Below are 15483 nucleotides of genomic sequence, written 5' to 3' on the forward strand. Positions count from 1 at the left end.
TGTGCCCTATTTAGTTGCTCTTTTCTCCGGAAAAAGGGCCAGGATATCCTCCCGGGTGGCCCGGCAGATTCCCCGTTCCGTGATCAGGCCCGTGACAAGCCGTGCCGGTGTCACGTCAAAGGCGTGGTTAGCGGCAGGGCTCGATAAAGGCGGCACCAGAACTTTCACAAGGTTGCCGGCCTGGTCAAGGCCCTGGACATACTGAATTTCTTCCGGGTCCCGCTCTTCAATGGGAATGTCTGTGATGCCGTTGTCAATCTCCCAGTCGATGGTGGACGATGGCAGGGCCACGTAAAAGGGCAGGTTGTTGTCCTTTGCCGCAAGGGCCTTGAGGTAGGTGCCGATCTTGTTGGCAACATCCCCGCTCCGGGTGGTTCTGTCCGTGCCCACGATCACAAGGTCCACCATGCCGTGCTGCATGAGATGGCCCCCGGCATTGTCCGTGATAATGGTGTGGTTGATGCCGTGCTTGCCAAGTTCCCAGGCCGTGAGCCTTGATCCCTGGTTCAGGGGTCGGGTTTCGTCAACCCATACATGAATGTCGATTTTCTGATCAAAGGCCGTGTACATGGGGGCGGTGGCGGTTCCATATTCGATGCAGGCAAGCCAGCCTGCATTGCAGTGTGTCAGGATATTGACAGGTGCGCCCCCTTTCTTCCGGCTGATCTCCTGGATGATGGAGAGTCCGTGAAGGCCGATTTGCCGGCAGTTTTCCGCTTCGTCTTCAACAATGGCCAGGGCCTCGTTTCTGGCGGCGTTAAGGCGGTCGGCCGGGACGTTGACATTAAGGCAGGCTTCAAGGACACGGTCAACCCCCCATGCAAGGTTTACGGCAGTGGGGCGGGCTGACTTGAGGCGGTTACATTCACGGACCAGATCTTCACTGGTGCACGTCTGGTTCTGGAGAAGCGCTGTGTACACACCAAAGGCGCCTGTGGCACCGATCAGGGGTGCTCCCCGGACAAACATCTCCTGGATGGCGTAGATCACATCGTCCACGGTGTTGAGATCGGCTATGACCAGTTTGTGGGGCAGCATCCGCTGGTCGATCACCCGTGCAATTTTTTTTTCCCCATCAAACCATATGGGCCGCATCTGTTGGTTGTCCACAAGCATTTTTATCTCCTCCATGGGCTGAAATTTGTCGGTCATCATACCATTGTGGCCCCCATGGTCAACGATAATATTGCATCACTCTTGCCTTGACAGGGGGGAGCCCTTTCTATAGAACCTAAAACTTATAGGTAGAAAAGAGAGCGGGAAATGCCAAGCGCCTTGTTTGCAGAACACGGGGGGCTCAATACGAATTTCATGCCGGGAGAAGGGTTTATGGTAAAGGTCGGAATCATTGGCGGGTCTGGAATGGATGACCCTGAAATCGTTGATGACGCAACAAGAATAACGGTGAAAACCCCCTATGGAGATCCTTCGTCTCCACTTACCTGCGGAAGGATCAAGGGGGTGGAGGTGGTAATCCTTGCACGCCATGGCCATGGGCACTGCATCACTCCAAGTCAGGTTAATAACCGGGCAAATATCATGGCTCTCAAGGACCTGGGAGTAACGGCCATCCTTGCAACCACAGCCTGTGGCAGCCTGAAACAGGAGATTCACCGGGGGGATCTTGTGATCCTGGACCAGTTCATCGATTTTACCCGGCTGCGGAAAAATACCTTCCACGACTCGTTTGAAAATGGCATGGTTCATGCGCCCATGGCCGATCCCTTTGACCCGGATTTGAGGCAGCTGTTGTTTGATACCGCCGTTGCACAGAAGGCCAGGGTCCACCAGAGGGGAACGGTGGTGACCATTGAGGGACCCCGATTTTCCACAAGGGCCGAATCAAAAATGTTCCGGCTGTGGGGGGGGGATGTGATCAATATGTCCATTGCTCCGGAGGCGGCTCTTGCCCGTGAAGCAGCTATCCCCTATGGGGTGGTGGCCATGTCAACGGACTATGACTGCTGGAATGAGGATGAGGCGCCCGTTTCCTGGGAGGAGGTCCTGAAGGTGTTCAACAATAATGCAGAGCGGGTCAAGGCGCTTTTAATTGCGGCTGTCGCAGCGTTGAAATAATTTTAAAAATGCGGTTTAAACCGAGAACAAACCAGGTGGAACAGATGGACATCATAAAGAACAGCATACGATCAATACCGGGATGGCCCATAAAGGGTGTTACCTTCAGGGACATTACGACTCTCATGCAGGACCCGGACATTAACAGGAAAACCACGGATATTTTTTTTGACCGCTATAAAAACATGGCCATAGACAAGGTGGTGGGCATTGACGCCAGGGGGTTTGTATTCGGGGCCATCCTGGCCCACCAGCTCCATGTGGGATTTGTGCCGGTCAGAAAAAAAGGAAAGCTTCCCTATAAAACCATCAGTGAATCCTATAGCCTTGAATATGGTAAAGACACCCTGGAGATCCATGAGGATGCCATCAAAAAAGGAGAGCGGGTGATTATCATGGACGACCTCATCGCCACAGGCGGCACCATCGGGGCAACAGTCAAGCTGGTGGAAAAAATCGGCGGCCATATTGTCGAGTGTGCTTTTGTTGTTGAACTTCCCGACCTTAAGGGCCGATCCCGGCTTAACGGCCACAGTATCTTTTCCATTGTGGCATTTGATGGGGATTGATCCTGTCTATCCTTTGGCCGTGAGATAACGTTTGATGATTCCTGAGGCGTTGGTGGAATAGACGCCTGAGACCACAAGCGCGGCACCCACGAGAAGTGATGCGGTCACGGGTTCGCCCAGGATGAGCCAGGCAAATAGAATGGCCGAGATGGGCACAAAATTGATAAATACGCTGGCCTTCATGGGACCGATCTCCCTGATGCCCTCGTAGTACCATAGAAAGCCGAGTACGGTACCAAAGAACCCCAGGTAGAAGAGGCTGAACCAGTCGATGATTGACCAGGCCCCCATGGTGGTAAGGTCTCCTTTGAAGATCGAGACAATACCCAGGAAAACGGTGCCGATCACGGACGAATAGCATACGGAGGCAAGGGGGGATAGGCTTCCCATGACTGATTTTCCAATCAGCGAGTAGGCCACCCAGCTTGCCACACAGCCGTAGATCAGAAGTTCACCCCTGCCGATTTCATAGCTGACAAGGTCGGTGAGGTGGCCGTTGGAGATGACAACCATGGCGCCGGTGACAGACATGATAATACCCGCACCCTTGATCAGATCCAGCCGCTCTTTGAACAAAAGGGCCGACAGCAGGCTGATGAGGATGGGGTTGGTGGCGATGATCAGGGCGGCCTTGCCTGCATTTATGTGGTGGAAGGCTGAGAAAAACAGGATATTGTAGGCAAAGACCCCTGTGGCGCCCAGAAGAATCAGGGGAAGGATCAATTTTGCCTGTATGCGTGGAAGCCTTCCCTCGAGTTTTCTTGTAATCACAAGCAGGAAAATCGAGGCAATGGCAAAACGGACAAATGCCGCATCCAGAGGGTTGACGTCGCCTGCAAGGAATTTTCCGGCAATAAATGTGCCGCCCCAGAATATGGCCGTTAAGAGTAGTTTCAGGTAGGTCATGGCAGAGTTCCCTTTGATTTAATGTTCTGCAAAGAATCCCCTTATACCTTCCCTCCGGGCGATAGGCAAGTCTTCATCTTCACAATGAATTTTTACCGTAGATAGTGTTCGACCGAAAATCCGTGTTTGGATAGCTCCTCTTCGAGCCGTTCAAACACTCGTTCTGTCGGGAAGGGGGGCCACTGTGACGGCTTGCCCCCACAGCTGGGAGATAACCGTTTCGATGCAGCAATCGCCGCTGGTCCAGAATGAGGTAGAACCGGGTTCTGTCCTGGTGGTTAGAAGATCCATTGTGGTAAGAATGCGCATCACCTGGCGGGATACCGCCTCGCCGGTCTCAATTATCCTGATTTCCTGGCCTGCCATTTCCCGGACAAGGGGAACAAGAAAGGGGTAGTGGGTACACCCAAGAACAATGGTGTCCGCACCCTTTTCAAGCAGGGGAACCAGATAGCGTTCCAGAAGCTTTCGGGTTTCCGGGGTGGTAAAGGCCATGGATTCGACCTGTTCCATGAGTCCTGGACACTCCTGGACCTCCACCCTGATATCCTTGCAGAAGCGTTGGATCAAGGCGTTGAACGAAGTACTTCTCAGGGTTTCTGTGGTGGCAAGAACGCCGATCACACCGGAACGGGTGGCGTTGAGGGCCGGGCGGACACCGGGTTCAATACCGATAAACGGGACCTTAAACATGGATCGCAGGGTGGTGATGGCAGTAACCGTTGCCGTGTTGCAGGCCACCACAACGGCCTTGACCCTTTTTTCCAGAAGAAAGCGGGTGATGTGGGCGGCTCTGTCCCGGACATAGTCCGAAGACTTGTTACCATAGGGGGCGTACCCCTTGTCAGCCACGTAGATGAGGTCCTCCTGGGGAAGCAGCTGGCGGATCCATTTCAGAACGGATACGCCCCCCACACCCGAATCAAAAACCCCCAGGGGGGCATCGTTTGACCGGGTTTCACCGGCTGTACAGATCTCTGCTGCTGTTTTGGTGGTATCCATATTGAGGCTATATACTCTGAAGGTTGACCCCTTGTAAAGCAAAGACGGATTTTACACAGCAATTTTGATTACAGTTTTAAACGGTATGCGTCAGTCGGTGTCCGTTCACTGAACCAAGAAAGCCGGGGGATTTTCGAACAAGGCAAACCCAAGCCGCAAAAACTCGGTCGCTGCGCTCCCTCAGACAGTTTGCGTCCCATTGGGCTTGCCTTGCCCGAAAATCTGATCCCCTTTGTTTCTTAATGTTCAGCAAACGGACACCGACTGACGCCCCATGCTGACGTCCATAACTATAATTGATTTTATATCGCTCCGTGACAATTTTAGGAATGTGTGGTATTTGACCCATTTTAACGATCGGTTTGGAGAATACACAAGACATATGGGTTACAGAGTTGCTATAAACGGGTATGGGCGAATCGGACGTTCCGTCCTTAGGGCCCTTTACGAGTCCCATCACTTCAGGTCCCTTGAGATTGTGGCTATCAATGAACTCTCCGATGCGGTAACCATGGCCCACCTGACAAAGTACGACACCACCCATGGTCGGTTTCCGGGCGAGGTCGGTATTTCAGGCAACGACCTCCATGTGAACAACACCCTTGTCCGTCTGACCCATGAACCTGATATTGAGCGTCTGCCCTGGGGGGCACTTGGGGTGGACGTGGTGCTTGAGTGTACAGGCTCATTTACCGAAAGGCACAGGGCAGAGGAACATTTAAGGGCCGGAGCAAAGCATGTTGTCTTTTCCCAGCCCGCCGAGGAGGATGTGGATGCCACCATTGTCTACGGCATCAACGACCACACCCTGGAACCCCATCACCGGGTGATCTCCAACGCCTCGTGTACCACCAATGCCGGTGTTCCCGTGCTCAAGGTGCTGAACCAGGCCATTGGCATTGAATCGGGAATCATCACCACGATTCATTCTATTATGAACGACCAGCCCGTGATCGATGCCTACCACCACCATGACCTTCGGCGCACCCGGTGTGCCGGGCAGTCGATTATTCCCGTTGATACCGGGCTTGCCAGGGGGATCGATCGCATCCTCCCCGAGCTTTCCGGGCGGTTTGAGGCGGTATCCATGCGGGTTCCGACCATAAATGTATCTGCCCTTGACATCACCATGGTCATGTCGAAACAGACCCGTGTGGCTGAGGTCAATCAGATTTTGAACCAGGCGACATTGGGTCGGTTGTCAGGTATTCTTGGTTATACGGAAGAGCCCCTTGCCTCCTGTGATTTCAACCATGATTCAAGATCTTCGGTGGTGGATGGCTGTCAAACCCGGGTCAGCGGTGGGAGGCTTGTTAAAATTCTGACATGGTTTGACAACGAGTGGGGCTATGCCAACCGGATGCTTGACACGGCAGCGGTCCTGCTTAAAATAAGCAGATTGTCATAACCTCCTTGACATGGACCTGTATTTGGTTTTTGATTGATTCCATATCCAGCATCCGGCCTGGCATTCCGGGACGACAGATGGGGTGGAAGCATGAATTCAAAAAAAATTGCATTGGAAAAATTTGATCAATTGCGTATTCAGGTGGAATCGTTGATCAATCTCCATGATTTTCCTTCCGATTCCCCGGCGGTTGAAGGGGTGTTCCGCCTGATCCATGAACTCCGAACGCTTCAGATGGAGGTGGCACAGCAAAACGAGGCATTGCATTGCTGCCGGCAGGAACTGTCCCAGGCCAATTCCGCCATGACGACCCTCATGGAAAAGATGAATCAGATCAGGAACGAGGTTGAAAATACAGTTCACGCCTCAATACGGCGGTTGATCCTTCCCTATGTCGACAAATTGAAACATGGCCCGCTGCAGCAGGACCAGAAAACCCTGGTTGGTATTCTGGAGTCAAACCTCCTTGAGATTGTAAGGCCGTTTGTGGCGGACATGAACGCCATGGATGAAAGCTTTACGCCCATGGAGATTCAGATCGCCCACCTGGTAAGGGAGGGCCGAACCAACAAGGAGATCGCCCTCATTCTCACTATTGCTCCGAGAACCGTGGGATTTCACCGGGAGAACATCAGAAGAAAGCTTGGAATTAACAACAAGAAAGTCAATCTCAGATCTGTTCTTTTGTCGTGTGGGTGATCAGTGAAAAAGGGGGGGGTAACTTTGTTCGTTCAGGTGAAGTCATGGAAAAAGTAGATTCGGCGCTGCAGTTCTGGCGTTATGTGCAGCTGTCGGACCTTGCACTGCCCCAGACAACCGTGTCGAGTTCCATCAAGGGTGGCATCAAGGGGCTATGGCAACGCCTCAGGGGGAATAGAACAAAAGATGAAGTGGCCGGGAAAAAAGAGTTAGCCCTTGAGCAGATCCCTGGGGCCCTGACTGAAAGGATAGCGCCCGATATAGACTGGCAGTTGCCGGCCGCAGTTTTAAAGGTTCAACTGGAAGAACTGTTGGCTTTGGATGGACTGTTTGACAAAAAAACCGATCAAACCACCTGTTTTCTGGTGGTTGGACTTCCCCACGGGGGCAACGAACAAACCCTTAAGATTCTTTCCGAATCCGCCCATTGGCAGACCATTGATCAACCCACCACGGAACAGATTCTCTCCCAGGACAACAACTGGCTCAAACAGATTGAAACCTGCGACACCCTCTGGGTTCTTCCGGCCCTGGAACGTTGCTATCTGCGCCATGTCCATGGTCTGGCCCTTGTGCGTCAGCTGTTTGAAATGATCAACACACGGGCCATGGGGCCCGGCGTTATCGGGTGTGACAGCTGGGCCCTTGCCTACTTGAAACATGTACTGCCCGGCCGCCTTCCCCCGGCACTGGTGGCCCAGCCCTTTGACGACCAGCGGCTTTCCAGGTGGTTTTATCAACAGGCCCTGACCGGATGCAATCGACCGGTTGTTTTTTGCCATACCCATAATGGTGAGCCTGTATTTCCCGCGGACAGGGAAGGGGGCCAGGCCGGTGCCTTCATGAATCAGCTGGCGGCCCACACCTTTGGAATTCCCGGAATTGCCATCAGCCTTTGGCGAAAGGCCCTCAGGCAGGAACCGGACAGGGCAGCGGGTGACGAGGCCCCGGTGAATACCTGCCAGGGACTGGAAACAACCCTGTGGGTACTGCCGTGGGATAAATTGACCCACCCGTCCCTGACTGCTCCGGTCAGTTCTGAGACATCGATTATTCTGCACACCCTGCTGCTCCACAACGGCCTCAGCCAGGAGGCCCTGGCCGAAATTCTGCCTTTTTCCACCCATGGGGTCACAAGGGCTGTCTGGGCGCTGAAGGATGCCGGCCTGATCGAGAAGGCTGACGGTCTGTGGATCGTCTCTCCCGGGGGGTACCCCATGGTGAGAAAATATCTCCACGGCGAGGGGTATCTGACCGACTCATTTTAAGGGAATCCAGATATGCATATATTCACCCATTTGAACGGCATGATTTTCATCAAGGGAGGCGTGGTTATCGGGATCGCCTTTCTTGTAATTACCCTGTCCCAGCGAATCGCACCCTGGCTGGCTGGAAGATTTTCCGGTCGTTACCGTTTGTATATCCTTGCCTCGGTGCCTGTTGTGCGGTTGATCGTCATTGTGCTGACCGTGTGGATGATTATTTCCATGGCAATCGAACCCACGGCTGAAAATATTTTTGCCCTCCTGGGTGCCTTTGGCCTGGCCCTTGGTTTTGCCTTTAAAGACTATGTCAGCAGCCTTATTGCTGGGATTGTGACCCTTTATGAGGCACCCTACCGCCTCGGAGACTGGGTGTCCATCGAGGAGGCCCAGGGTGAAGTGCGTGCCATCGGCATGCGTTCGTTTGAGATTGTCACCCCCGACGACACGGTGGTGGTCGTCCCCCACCTGAAGCTCTGGGCCAGTAAACTGTTTAATGCCAATGGCGGCTCCCGCAACCTCCAGTGCGCGGCTGCTTTTTATCTCAATCCCCGCCATGATTCGAAACTTGTGATCCAGGCCCTCCAGGATACGGCTTTGACCAGTTCCTATCTCCAGGTGGAAAAGCCCATAAGTGTGGTTGCCCTGGAAAAACCATGGGCAACCCAGTACCGGCTGAAGGCGTATCCCGTGGATCCACGGGATCAGTTCAGGTTCACAACGGATCTTACGGTAAGGGGCAAGGCAGCCCTGGAAGCCCTGGGCGTGGCCTATCCAGACAGGGCCGTTGTTTCGGCGGGTGCTTTTGGCAGTGAATGAGACAGACCTCAAGCAGCATTTTGCAGTGGTTGTCATCTAAGAGTTGCACCTTTTAGGTGTCATCTAAAGATGGTTCTGGGGAAACGCGTCCTGGATGTCTTCTTAAAAATTGCCGGGGACAGATGTCATACCTGCCCCCGGCGGTCAAACCTTTTTTTAGAAGTTAAGGGTCTCCTGGAGCTCGTCCGTGGAAAAGTCCCAGGTGGTGTTGTGGGGCGGGAAGCTCTCTTTGAACATTTCAGGGAGCTGGTCATCGGCCTTTGTAAAGCCTGCCCTTCGGTTGAATTCCTTTTCATCGTTGAGGATGGATTTACCGAGGCTGACCACATCGTCAGGGGTGAGGGACATCCCGTACTGGGCGTTGAGCAGATTTACAATGGTCTGGACCCCATCCTCATTGTCAAGGACAGCAAAGGCCACAAACAGGCATAGACCTGCTGCATCAATGGCTGCCGTGGCAATCTGGAGGTTCTGGGAGAGTGCAATGTTGCCCTCTTTCTTCAGGGGATCCACGGTGCCGCCAACGGCCAGGATGTTTGCCGTGACGCCATAGCCTGCGGTGTGGTCTGCGCCCATGGGGGTAGTGGCATAGGTGACGCCGACACCCTTGACCGATCTTGGGTCATAGGCGGGAAAGGCCTGTCGTTTGACTACGGGAATCCTGTCAACACCCAGGGCGTCGGCCGTAAAGGCGGTTCCATTGCCAAGAATTTTACCCATGGGTGTTCCCTTGCCAACCTCTTTGACCAGTTCAATGGCTGCCTTGCTGTCTCCCCATTCAATGAGGCCGGCTTCCATGGCCATGCCGATGGCAACGCCCGTGTCAATGGTGTCGATGCCAAAGTCGTCGCAGAGCCTGTCCATCATGGCAATGTCGTCAAGGTCTTTGATCAGGCAATGGGAACCAAAGGCCCAGAGGGTCTCGTATTCAAACCCGGAGGTGAGGTATTTTCCTTCCTTGTCATAGTATGCCTGGGAGCATTTCATGACGCAGCCCGGGTGGCAGCCTTCGGAAATGACACCGCCCCTGGCCTCGATGTTTTCAGCCATTTTTTCGCCGCTGATATCCTGGGCGTGCTCAAACCGGCCTGTTCTGAAGTTCTTTGTGGGCATGGCCCCGGCTTCGTTGATAACATTCACCAGAACTGCCGTGCCAAGGGCCGGAAGGCCTTCACCGCAAACGGGGTGGGAGGTGAGCATTTCGACCCAGCGTTTGTTGGCTACCTTGAACGCCTCTGGATCGGCCAGGGTCAGCCGGGGAGCACCCTTGTCATCCACGATGATGGCCTTGACCCCCTTGGAACCCATGACTGCACCCAGACCACCCCTGCCCAGTGCCCGGCCCGGTGTTCCCTTGGGATCGGCCACGTGGATGCTTGCGGCCTGGAGGCGCTGTTCGCCTGCCTGGCCGATGCACATGACACCGGTTCGTTTGCCGAATCGATCCCAGAGCTTCTCCATGGTGTTGTAGGTGCCGATCCCCACGTATTCGTCGGCCGGGACAATCTCAACACCGTCATTTTTAATGATGACCATTGAGAACTTTTTGTCTTCAGGTTTGCCCTCCAGCACAACCGCACTGATGCCAAGCTTTGCAAGTTTTTGAGAGACAAGGCCGCCTGAATTGCTCTCCTTGATGCCGCCTGTCAGGGGGGATTTGGCACCGGCTGAAAGCCTGCCCGAGTTGGCTGCAGGAGATCCTGATAAAAGGCCAGGAGCAATCACAAGTTTGTTGAATTTTCCCAGGGCATGACAGGTGGCAGGCACCTCGTTGAGCACCATTCTTGACGTCAATGCCCGGCCTCCGAGGCCGGCCAGATCGGCAGGTGTTTCTTCAAATGTATATGTTTTATCTGTTGTGTTTATTCTCAATATTTTTGACATGATTTCTCCTTGAATCTTTTTTAACTTAAACATTATCGCTTCTGTTTTCTTCGTCCTTTTCCGTCGGGTTCGGCCATTTTGACAAGCTTTGGATCAAACCGGGCAATGGTTTCCACAAGATCTTTCTGCTGGGCCATGATATCCAGGATGTCCTTGTATGCCATGGGCACTTCATCCAGTCCCGCTGAAACCAGGGTGACACCTTTTTTTTCTAGGAATCGGTTCAGATCCTTTCTGCTAAACTGCTTTATTGCCGCATTGCGGCTCATCTTCCTTCCTGCCCCATGGGCTGCGGAATTTAAGGCCCGGGTGTTTCCAAGTCCCCTCACAACAAAACCGGGGGTGGCCATGGATCCCGGAATAACGCCTAGGACTCCCCTGTCTGCGGGAGTCGCTCCTTTTCGGTGAACAATCACCTCCTCATCCCCACACTGCATTTTCCACGCAAAGTTATGGTGATTTTCCAGGGTCAGGACCGAAACCGCCCCCAGATGGCTCAATACACTTTGGTGGATGATATCATGGTTCGCAGACGAATATCTGCCCATGAGTTCCATTGCCTTCCAGTATTCAAGCCCTTCTGACCGATCAAGGTCGAGCCAGGCAAGGTCGCTTAGATGTTTGGGAAGTTCAGGATGGAGGCGGCGGGCAAGCGTGCTGTAGTGTTTGGCAATGGCCGCCCCCGCTCCCCTGCTTCCGCTGTGGGTCAAAAGTGCCAGATAGTTGCCGGGTTCAAGCCCCATCTCTGCTGCAGATAGGGTCAGAAGTCCAAATTCGGCAAAGTGGTTGCCCGACCCACTGGTGCCAAGCTGCTGCCAGGCCTTGTCTTTCAGCCCTTTCACAGTTGGGCAGAACGTCCAGTCTTCATCCATGACCCGGTGGTTATGGGGTCGTTTAAACGATTCTCCCATCCCAAATCTTGTCCCCTGCTCCAGGGCTGCCCTAAAGGGTTCCTGTAGGGCCTCGAATCTGTCAAATGCCAGATCCAGGACACTCATCTTTACCCGGCAGGCGATGTCCACACCTACGGCATAGGGAATGACGGCATCCTTTACGGCCAGGACTCCGCCAATGGGAAGTCCATAACCCATGTGGGCATCGGGCATGAGTGCCCCCTGGATGGATATGGGGAGGGTACAGGCGTTGTCCATCTGACGTATGGCATCGGCCTCAATCTCCCTTCCCCAGATTTCATAGGGGGCAAACTGTTGGATACGGGGTCTTTTTCCCATTGCTTTTCCATTGCAGGGTTGATTTAATTCATCTCAAACTGATCTGATATTAACCTTGTGATCGATAAAAAACAAGGGGTAATATGCGAGGGAATAACCTGTGAACACCATGGATAACCACACACCCCGACGTTTGTTTGTTGCCCTGTCCCTGCCAAGGGCGGTGGTTGATTTTCTTGAACAGATGCAGAAATCCTTGAAGAACAGGGGTTTCAAGGCCTCCTGGTCCCGTATGGAGGCCATGCATCTGACGTTGAAATTTATTGGAGAGACCCCAACGGAAAATCTGGAGTCCATTATCCGGGCCGTTCAAACAACGGCGGCAGCCCATCATCGGTTTAAATTAAAGGTGCAGGGGGTGGGGGTCTTTCCCTCAACCCGGAAGGCAAGGGTTTTATGGGCAGGAGCGGGTTGGGAAAACCGGGATCTGTCAGAGATCTATCAGGTGCTTGAATCTAATCTGGGCCAGGCCGGTATTCCCCTGTCAAAGAAACGGTTCTTCCCCCACTTCACCCTGGCCCGGTTCAGGAAAGCCGTGGATCACCAGCAGATTGCGGATGTGATGGATGCCTTTGGGAACCACAGTTCAGCATCCTTTGAGTGTCGCTCTATTGATCTTGTTCAGAGTGTCCTCAAGTCTTCCGGAGCGGTTCACACCCTTGTTGCCCGGGCAGATTTTAAACCGTGATCAGGTTTTGGCGGGATTGGTTTCTTTACAGACCATCTCAAATTTTTCCAAGGTCCCGTGCTTGGGGGTTTCCGTGAATGTTGCCCGGCAACAGGTCTGCATGACGATGGTGGAACTGAATGGCCCTGAAAGGCGGGTACCCTCGGCCATGGGGCCGTTGACAATGATTTGTGCAAGGCCCAGGCTTTGCCGGTTCCACTCCAGGAGCTGAAATCGATTTCGCTCAAGGGCCTGGACTCTGGATTCACTCCTTTGCCTTGTGGCAGGCTCGTGTTTGTTCAGGTTTTCCAGGGCCTGCGCCATGGTTCGTTTGCGATGGTTAAGATTTTTCAGAGCATTAATGGCCGATGTAAGCTTTTTGTCAAGGGCCGCTACCAGAACAGCCGTCCTTGTGCTCTGATCTTTTGGTTCGGTTTGATGCCGGGCTTTTTCAGCCTTTGCGGCGTCATAGAGCCGCTTTAGGCGGACCATTTTTTTAAAGACCTGGTCGATGCTTTTCCCCAGATCCTTGATGTTTTTTTCAAGGTTGCGAAGTTCCTGCCCGGCCAGGTCAACATCCTCTTCAATCCTTTCAAGGGCCAGGATCAGGTGCTCTTCTCTGGCTGCACTGATATGGCAGGGTTCAGTCACATCGCTTCCCACACCCAGGGCTGATACGCCTCCTTTTGCCGATACCGTGGAGGCGATGATCCGGCTTTTCAGAGCCAGGCAGCGCCCGCTGATGGTAATGGTGGAATCAAGGATCTCATGGTCCACAATAACATCTCCAAAGGCCTCGATGGTGGAGTTGTGTATGTACCTTGCACGGACATTGCCCTGGGTTTTGATGACGGCATTGGTGATGCCGATGGAAACAGTGATGTCGCCAAGGCTTTCAAGGCGGGTATCCCTGATTTCCCGGGCTTTTACCGTTCCCGCCTTTACAGGGTACGCTCCGGTGAGAATCCCTGAAACAGTCAGGGCCGCATGGGTTTCGATGGCGCCGAATTTCATGTCAGCATCGTCCAGGACATTGACGGCTGGAAATACATGGAGTTGTCCCAGCAAAGACACAAACGGCGTGCCGCTGCCGGCTGCAAAGACCCGGGTGCAATCCCTTGCCAGCCTTACCCCCTTGCCGCAGTTAAAAACAGAGGGCTCTGTTCTGTGGGGAAGCGCTTTTCCCCGGGTATTACCGAAAACATCAATCCCGGGGACGGCCTGCTCAATTTTTTCAAGTTCTGCAAGGAGATCACCCCGTTTCACCCGGATGGGTTCTTTTGCGTCCACATCAAAGAGATATTTTACCCTTGTTGTCCCTGGAACAACTGGAAGATTCCCCCTGGCCAGGATGAAGCGTGGCAGGCCTTTGTCCAGGCAACACTGGAGGGTTTCTGCCCTGAGGATTCCGTGGCTTATCCCTTTTGTCTCCATGGCTGCCTTGAGTATTGTCAGGGTGGCGGGTGATATCCCTGGCTCTGGTATCTCGGCCCAGGCCTCCATGGCATCCGGTGACAGGGTGATATTGATTTTATTTTCCGATGGGTTCATGTCTTCTGATTGATCATCAGGAACGTTTAAACTTTTCTGGTCGGCAAGGATGAGGTTGCACTGCCCAGGGGTCAAAAAGCCCTCCGTTACCATGACGTCCCCAAGAAGGGTCACGGCCCTGTGCCGTTTGAACGCCTTGATCTGGGTCTCCATGGCCCGATCCACCTGTTGCTTTGTTGCAAACCCTTTTTGGATAACTGTGGCGGCAAAGGTTTTGTCCTGGTTTCTGATCATGAGAAAACGACGCTCTTCATGGGTAAGGGCCATTTTTCCCAGACTGTCCCTGCCCTGTTGGGGCACTGGATTGTCACCTTCGATCTGCCGTTGCTCTTCGGCAATGATTTGTCTTTGCCCAGCAGTGATGACGCCGGATTCAACAAGAATATCCCCGATCATTCGTCTGCTTTTTTCTTCCCGGAACTGTTTGAGCTGTTTTTTAAGGGCCAGATCCACCTGTTGTTTTGTTGCAAACCCTCTTTTGACTGCAATCTGGCCGAATTTTTCCCCCTGCTGCCTTAGAACGAGAAATTCCTGTAGCAGTTCAATGAGGTTTATCTGGTAGGGTGTGGCCATTTGTTCCTGGTGCATGAGTGCTGCAAAGGAACCTCCTGTTTCACCCTGAAGTTCAAGAAGCCGGTCCAACTGCTGCTTGTTTATGGTGCCGTATTTGAAGGCCACTTCACCCACGGAGGGAGGGGCGGTAGGGTGTGTCACGGTTTTCTCTTTGGGTTAGGGGGTATCAATTATAAATGTTTCCCCTCTTTTTAAACAAATTGCCTCCTGTGTCAAGCTATTCCTCCCCTGATGTCCACGGTTGGGGGCATCCCGTGGACATATTTATAATTGCTGGAGCTGAAACAGACATTTTGATATGCTCTTGGGGAGCACTATGGATTTTATGGATTTTTATGTAAGGGTAAAAACATGACAAACAATGATATTTTACGAATGTTCCGGTATGCCATGGACATAAGCGAATCAAAGCTGGTTGCGATTTTCGGGCTGGCAGGAGAGACCGTTGACCGGGATCAAATCGGGGCAATGCTTAAAAAGGAGGATGAGCAGGGCTTTGAGCTCCTTGATGATTCCTCCATGACGGCGTTTCTGAATGGGCTGATTGTCCATGAGCGTGGAGAGAAAAGTGGCTCCCAAGGGGCTGTCCTGCAGTCTCCCGAGTTCCTGACCAACAATATCATCCTGAAGAAGCTGAGGATCGCCCTTAACTTCAAGGAGGAGGATATGATGGCCGTGTTCAAGCTTGCCGGCAAGGATGTCTCAAAAGCAATGCTTTCCGCACTGTTTCGCAAACCGGGTCACAAGAACTACAAGGAGTGCGGGGATCAGTTTTTGAGAAATTTTCTCAAGGGACTTGCCATGCGCTATCGGGGATGATGTGGTGTGACCGGAG

Annotated in this window: 14 protein-coding genes; 8 read left to right on the forward strand and 6 right to left on the reverse strand. The window is 53.1% G+C overall.

Annotated elements, in window-relative coordinates; translation table 11 throughout:
• Nucleotides 1-6 precede the first annotated feature (6 nt).
• A complete protein-coding gene (gene mtnA, locus HRM2_RS02565) occupies nucleotides 7-1116 on the reverse strand; it encodes an S-methyl-5-thioribose-1-phosphate isomerase (RefSeq protein WP_041273578.1) in 1110 nt (369 codons plus the stop codon).
• Between the two features lie 213 nt (nucleotides 1117-1329).
• Here mtnA and mtnP point away from each other — a divergent pair, with 213 nt between their 5' ends.
• Together mtnP and HRM2_RS02575 are read left to right on the forward strand one after the other, a co-directional pair.
• Nucleotides 1330-2076, forward strand: a complete 747-nt coding sequence (mtnP, locus tag HRM2_RS02570; RefSeq protein WP_012662882.1) for an S-methyl-5'-thioadenosine phosphorylase — start codon at nucleotides 1330-1332, stop codon at nucleotides 2074-2076.
• Between the two features lie 8 nt (nucleotides 2077-2084).
• A complete protein-coding gene (locus HRM2_RS02575) occupies nucleotides 2085-2645 on the forward strand; it encodes an adenine phosphoribosyltransferase (RefSeq protein WP_012662883.1) in 561 nt (186 codons plus the stop codon).
• Between the two features lie 6 nt (nucleotides 2646-2651).
• Here the strand turns inward: HRM2_RS02575 and HRM2_RS02580 are convergent, their stop codons facing one another.
• Together HRM2_RS02580 and murI are read right to left on the reverse strand one after the other, a co-directional pair.
• Nucleotides 2652-3551: a DMT family transporter gene (locus HRM2_RS02580; RefSeq protein ID WP_012662884.1), complete on the reverse strand. Its 900-nt coding sequence runs from the start codon at nucleotides 3549-3551 to the stop codon at nucleotides 2652-2654.
• A gap of 150 nt (nucleotides 3552-3701) precedes the next feature.
• Complete coding sequence (murI, locus tag HRM2_RS02585; RefSeq protein ID WP_012662885.1) at nucleotides 3702-4553, reverse strand: glutamate racemase; 852 nt, start codon at nucleotides 4551-4553, stop codon at nucleotides 3702-3704.
• Between the two features lie 382 nt (nucleotides 4554-4935).
• On the opposite strand from murI, the gene gap reads away from it, so the two are divergent.
• The 4 genes from gap (at nucleotide 4936) to HRM2_RS02605 (ending at nucleotide 8741) form a co-directional block, all read left to right on the forward strand.
• Nucleotides 4936-5961 (forward strand): type I glyceraldehyde-3-phosphate dehydrogenase, encoded by a 1026-nt coding sequence (gene gap, locus HRM2_RS02590; RefSeq protein WP_041273001.1) that lies wholly within the window; start codon nucleotides 4936-4938, stop codon nucleotides 5959-5961.
• Between the two features lie 90 nt (nucleotides 5962-6051).
• Nucleotides 6052-6660 (forward strand): helix-turn-helix transcriptional regulator, encoded by a 609-nt coding sequence (locus HRM2_RS02595; RefSeq protein WP_012662887.1) that lies wholly within the window; start codon nucleotides 6052-6054, stop codon nucleotides 6658-6660.
• A 44-nt stretch (nucleotides 6661-6704) separates the two neighbouring features.
• Nucleotides 6705-7928, forward strand: a complete 1224-nt coding sequence (locus HRM2_RS02600) for a MarR family transcriptional regulator (protein WP_012662888.1) — start codon at nucleotides 6705-6707, stop codon at nucleotides 7926-7928.
• Nucleotides 7929-7940: 12 nt separating this feature from the next.
• Entirely contained in the window at nucleotides 7941-8741 is an 801-nt protein-coding gene (locus HRM2_RS02605; RefSeq protein WP_012662889.1) for a mechanosensitive ion channel family protein, read from the forward strand.
• A 156-nt stretch (nucleotides 8742-8897) separates the two neighbouring features.
• Here HRM2_RS02605 and HRM2_RS02610 read toward each other — a convergent pair whose 3' ends face one another.
• On the reverse strand, nucleotides 8898-10625 hold the full coding sequence (locus tag HRM2_RS02610) for an aldehyde ferredoxin oxidoreductase family protein (protein ID WP_012662890.1): 1728 nt from the start codon (nucleotides 10623-10625) through the stop codon (nucleotides 8898-8900).
• 32 nt (nucleotides 10626-10657) lie between these two features.
• Nucleotides 10658-11857, reverse strand: a complete 1200-nt coding sequence (locus HRM2_RS02615) for an RtcB family protein (RefSeq protein WP_012662891.1) — start codon at nucleotides 11855-11857, stop codon at nucleotides 10658-10660.
• 109 nt (nucleotides 11858-11966) lie between these two features.
• On the opposite strand from HRM2_RS02615, the gene thpR reads away from it, so the two are divergent.
• Complete coding sequence (gene thpR, locus HRM2_RS02620; protein ID WP_041273002.1) at nucleotides 11967-12545, forward strand: RNA 2',3'-cyclic phosphodiesterase; 579 nt, start codon at nucleotides 11967-11969, stop codon at nucleotides 12543-12545.
• Here the strand turns inward: thpR and HRM2_RS02625 are convergent, their stop codons facing one another.
• Nucleotides 12546-14789: a FapA family protein gene (locus HRM2_RS02625; protein ID WP_148214549.1), complete on the reverse strand. Its 2244-nt coding sequence runs from the start codon at nucleotides 14787-14789 to the stop codon at nucleotides 12546-12548.
• A 210-nt stretch (nucleotides 14790-14999) separates the two neighbouring features.
• Between HRM2_RS02625 and HRM2_RS02630 the strand changes: the two genes are divergently transcribed.
• On the forward strand, nucleotides 15000-15467 hold the full coding sequence (locus HRM2_RS02630; protein WP_012662894.1) for a YehS family protein: 468 nt from the start codon (nucleotides 15000-15002) through the stop codon (nucleotides 15465-15467).
• Nucleotides 15468-15483: the final 16 nt, after the last annotated feature.

It is taken from the genome of Desulforapulum autotrophicum HRM2, assembly GCF_000020365.1.
Taxonomy (GTDB): Bacteria; Desulfobacterota; Desulfobacteria; order Desulfobacterales; family Desulfobacteraceae; genus Desulforapulum; species Desulforapulum autotrophicum.

Coding starts and splice junctions, on each gene's coding strand:
- HRM2_RS02580 (WP_012662884.1), bottom strand. CDS start 3,551: ATGACCTACCTGAAACTACTCTTAACGGCCATATTCTGGGGCGGCACA.
- mtnP (WP_012662882.1), top strand. CDS start 1,330: ATGGTAAAGGTCGGAATCATTGGCGGGTCTGGAATGGATGACCCTGAA.
- HRM2_RS02575 (WP_012662883.1), top strand. CDS start 2,085: ATGCGGTTTAAACCGAGAACAAACCAGGTGGAACAGATGGACATCATA.
- thpR (WP_041273002.1), top strand. CDS start 11,967: ATGGATAACCACACACCCCGACGTTTGTTTGTTGCCCTGTCCCTGCCA.
- murI (WP_012662885.1), bottom strand. CDS start 4,553: ATGGATACCACCAAAACAGCAGCAGAGATCTGTACAGCCGGTGAAACC.
- HRM2_RS02630 (WP_012662894.1), top strand. CDS start 15,000: ATGACAAACAATGATATTTTACGAATGTTCCGGTATGCCATGGACATA.
- mtnA (WP_041273578.1), bottom strand. CDS start 1,116: ATGCTTGTGGACAACCAACAGATGCGGCCCATATGGTTTGATGGGGAA.
- HRM2_RS02615 (WP_012662891.1), bottom strand. CDS start 11,857: ATGGGAAAAAGACCCCGTATCCAACAGTTTGCCCCCTATGAAATCTGG.
- HRM2_RS02595 (WP_012662887.1), top strand. CDS start 6,052: ATGAATTCAAAAAAAATTGCATTGGAAAAATTTGATCAATTGCGTATT.
- HRM2_RS02600 (WP_012662888.1), top strand. CDS start 6,705: ATGGAAAAAGTAGATTCGGCGCTGCAGTTCTGGCGTTATGTGCAGCTG.
- HRM2_RS02610 (WP_012662890.1), bottom strand. CDS start 10,625: ATGTCAAAAATATTGAGAATAAACACAACAGATAAAACATATACATTT.
- HRM2_RS02605 (WP_012662889.1), top strand. CDS start 7,941: ATGCATATATTCACCCATTTGAACGGCATGATTTTCATCAAGGGAGGC.
- gap (WP_041273001.1), top strand. CDS start 4,936: ATGGGTTACAGAGTTGCTATAAACGGGTATGGGCGAATCGGACGTTCC.